We start from the raw sequence: 2227 nt of genomic DNA, 5'->3' as shown, positions 1-2227 counted from the left end.
TCAGGTAGATAGGCTGGAAGTGGAAGTGCAGCGATGCATGGAGCGGACCAGTACTAATCGGTCGAGGACTTAACCACGAAGTGGTGTTCTTAATAAAATTGATATTGTCTAGTTTTGAGAGCTTGAGTTCTCAGTAGTGTGGTGGCGATAGCCTAAAGGATACACCTGTTCCCATGCCGAACACAGAAGTTAAGCTTTAGCACGCCGATAGTAGTTGGGGGATCGCCCCCTGCGAGGGTAGGACGTTGCCACGCGTTTTTTGGAGGATTAGCTCAGTTGGGAGAGCGTCTGCCTTACAAGCAGAGGGTCACAGGTTCGAGCCCTGTATCCTCCATTGAGCCGTTAGCTCAGTTGGTAGAGCATCTGACTTTTAATCAGAGGGTCGACAGTTCGAGACTGTCACGGCTCATTGCTTCAATGAAGCGTACCGACTTTACATTCCCATATTAGTCATGCCGACTTAGCTCAGCTGGCAGAGCACCTGTCTTGTAAACAGGGGGTCGGAAGTTCGAATCTTCTAGTCGGCATTGTAACATTTACTACTTGCGGAAGTAGTTCAGTGGTAGAACATCACCTTGCCATGGTGGGGGTCGCGGGTTCGAATCCCGTCTTCCGCTTATGCCATAACGCCGGGGTGGCGGAATTGGCAGACGCACAGGACTTAAAATCCTGCGGTCAGTGATGACCGTACCGGTTCGATCCCGGTCCTCGGCATTTAACATTTTAATATTTTGCACCCATAGCGCAACTGGATAGAGTGTCTGACTACGAATCAGAAGGTTGTAGGTTCGACTCCTACTGGGTGCATTTGAGCGGGAAGTAGCTCAGCTTGGTAGAGCACCTGGTTTGGGACCAGGGGGTCGCAGGTTCGAATCCTGTCTTCCCGATTATATAATTTTTTATATATAGTTTTATTTATTACTTCGCGGTGTAGCTCAGCTGGCTAGAGCGTCCGGTTCATACCCGGGAGGTCGAGGGTTCGATCCCCCCTGCCGCGATTAGGTCTTGGAACTTGGACCTTTAGCTCAGTTGGTTAGAGCAAACGGCTCATAACCGTTCGGTCGTAGGTTCGAGTCCTACAAGGTCCATAGGTATATACAGCGTATATACCTACTATTCTTCGGATCACTTTTTTCTAATATTATGGAGGATTACCCAAGTCTGGCTGAAGGGAACGGTCTTGAAAACCGTCAGGTGGGTCAAACCACGCGAGAGTTCGAATCTCTCATCCTCCTTTTAATTATCGCGGGATGGAGCAGTCTGGTAGCTCGTCGGGCTCATAACCCGAAGGTCGTTGGTTCAAATCCAGCTCCCGCAATTTTGGTCCGTTGGTCTAGCTGGTTAGGACGCCTGCCTGTCACGCAGGAGATCACGAGTTCGAGTCTCGTACGGACCGTTTTGGCTCGGTAGCTCAGTTGGTAGAGCAACGGATTGAAGCTCCGTGTGTCGGCGGTTCGATTCCGTCCCGCGCCATTTAATATGCGGGTGTAGTTTAGTGGTAAAACCACAGCCTTCCAAGCTGTTGTCGCGAGTTCGATTCTCGTCACCCGCTTCGTTTTCAATGGGCCTATAGCTCAGTTGGTGAGAGCGCACGCCTGATAAGCGTGAGGTCGATGGTTCGAGTCCATTTAGGCCCACTTTTATGGAGAAGTACTCAAGTGGCTGAAGAGGTGCCCCTGCTAAGGGTATAGGTCGCGTAAGCGGCGCGAGAGTTCGAATCTCTCCTTCTCCGTTTATTGTAAAAAAATGACCCGTTGGTCAAGCGGTTAAGACACCGCCCTTTCACGGCGGTAACATGGGTTCGAGTCCCATACGGGTCATCGAGTGACAAAGTTCTAAGTAGATTTATATTTTAATTATCGCGGGATGGAGCAGTCTGGTAGCTCGTCGGGCTCATAACCCGAAGGTCGTTGGTTCAAATCCAGCTCCCGCAATTTTGGTCCGTTGGTCTAGCTGGTTAGGACGCCTGCCTGTCACGCAGGAGATCACGAGTTCGAGTCTCGTACGGACCGTCATACAGACGGAGTTACAAAAAGAAGATCAGAGATGGTCTTCTTTTTTTGCGTATATTTATGATGCCGTAATTGGCCAATGAACCTAGAACCTAAATACACAATCACTATGCTATAATGGCTCTTTGTCAAATCCTGTTGATGAACAATTTATAGAGTAATTTCAAAGGCTAAACAGCCCTTGAAATTACTCTTTTTTTGGTTCTTGCTTGGTT

At 49.1% G+C, this 2227-nt stretch carries 19 tRNA genes and 1 rRNA gene; all 20 read left to right on the top strand.

The window, feature by feature from the left end:
• Window positions 1-137: 137 nt before the first annotated feature.
• The 20 genes from rrf to LOSG293_RS09625 all read left to right on the top strand — a co-directional run bounded on the left by rrf (window position 138) and on the right by LOSG293_RS09625 (window position 2012).
• Window positions 138-254, top strand: a 5S ribosomal RNA gene (rrf, locus tag LOSG293_RS09720).
• A gap of 7 nt (window positions 255-261) precedes the next feature.
• A tRNA-Val gene (locus LOSG293_RS09715) sits at window positions 262-334 on the top strand.
• 2 nt (window positions 335-336) lie between these two features.
• A tRNA-Lys gene (locus tag LOSG293_RS09710) sits at window positions 337-409 on the top strand.
• Window positions 410-454: 45 nt separating this feature from the next.
• A tRNA-Thr gene (locus tag LOSG293_RS09705) sits at window positions 455-527 on the top strand.
• Window positions 528-545: 18 nt separating this feature from the next.
• Window positions 546-617 (top strand) — tRNA-Gly (locus LOSG293_RS09700).
• Window positions 618-628: 11 nt separating this feature from the next.
• A tRNA-Leu gene (locus LOSG293_RS09695) sits at window positions 629-714 on the top strand.
• A gap of 19 nt (window positions 715-733) precedes the next feature.
• Window positions 734-807 (top strand) — tRNA-Arg (locus LOSG293_RS09690).
• A gap of 6 nt (window positions 808-813) precedes the next feature.
• Window positions 814-887 (top strand) — tRNA-Pro (locus LOSG293_RS09685).
• Between the two features lie 37 nt (window positions 888-924).
• Window positions 925-998, top strand: a tRNA-Met gene (locus LOSG293_RS09680).
• Between the two features lie 16 nt (window positions 999-1014).
• Window positions 1015-1088 (top strand) — tRNA-Ile (locus tag LOSG293_RS09675).
• A gap of 57 nt (window positions 1089-1145) precedes the next feature.
• Window positions 1146-1235, top strand: a tRNA-Ser gene (locus LOSG293_RS09670).
• Window positions 1236-1244: 9 nt separating this feature from the next.
• Window positions 1245-1318 (top strand) — tRNA-Met (locus LOSG293_RS09665).
• A gap of 4 nt (window positions 1319-1322) precedes the next feature.
• Window positions 1323-1396 (top strand) — tRNA-Asp (locus LOSG293_RS09660).
• Window positions 1397-1400: 4 nt separating this feature from the next.
• Window positions 1401-1473, top strand: a tRNA-Phe gene (locus LOSG293_RS09655).
• Window positions 1474-1481: 8 nt separating this feature from the next.
• Window positions 1482-1552, top strand: a tRNA-Gly gene (locus LOSG293_RS09650).
• 11 nt (window positions 1553-1563) lie between these two features.
• Window positions 1564-1637, top strand: a tRNA-Ile gene (locus LOSG293_RS09645).
• Window positions 1638-1644: 7 nt separating this feature from the next.
• Window positions 1645-1732, top strand: a tRNA-Ser gene (locus LOSG293_RS09640).
• A 16-nt stretch (window positions 1733-1748) separates the two neighbouring features.
• Window positions 1749-1820, top strand: a tRNA-Glu gene (locus LOSG293_RS09635).
• 40 nt (window positions 1821-1860) lie between these two features.
• Window positions 1861-1934 (top strand) — tRNA-Met (locus LOSG293_RS09630).
• Window positions 1935-1938: 4 nt separating this feature from the next.
• Window positions 1939-2012, top strand: a tRNA-Asp gene (locus tag LOSG293_RS09625).
• The last annotated feature ends 215 nt before the right edge of the window (window positions 2013-2227 follow it).

Origin of the sequence: Secundilactobacillus oryzae JCM 18671, from assembly GCF_000740055.1 — a bacterium.
Taxonomy (GTDB): Bacteria; Bacillota; Bacilli; order Lactobacillales; family Lactobacillaceae; genus Secundilactobacillus; species Secundilactobacillus oryzae.
The sequence above is the reverse complement of the archived record's forward strand: the minus strand, read 5'-3'. Positions and strand labels throughout refer to the sequence as shown.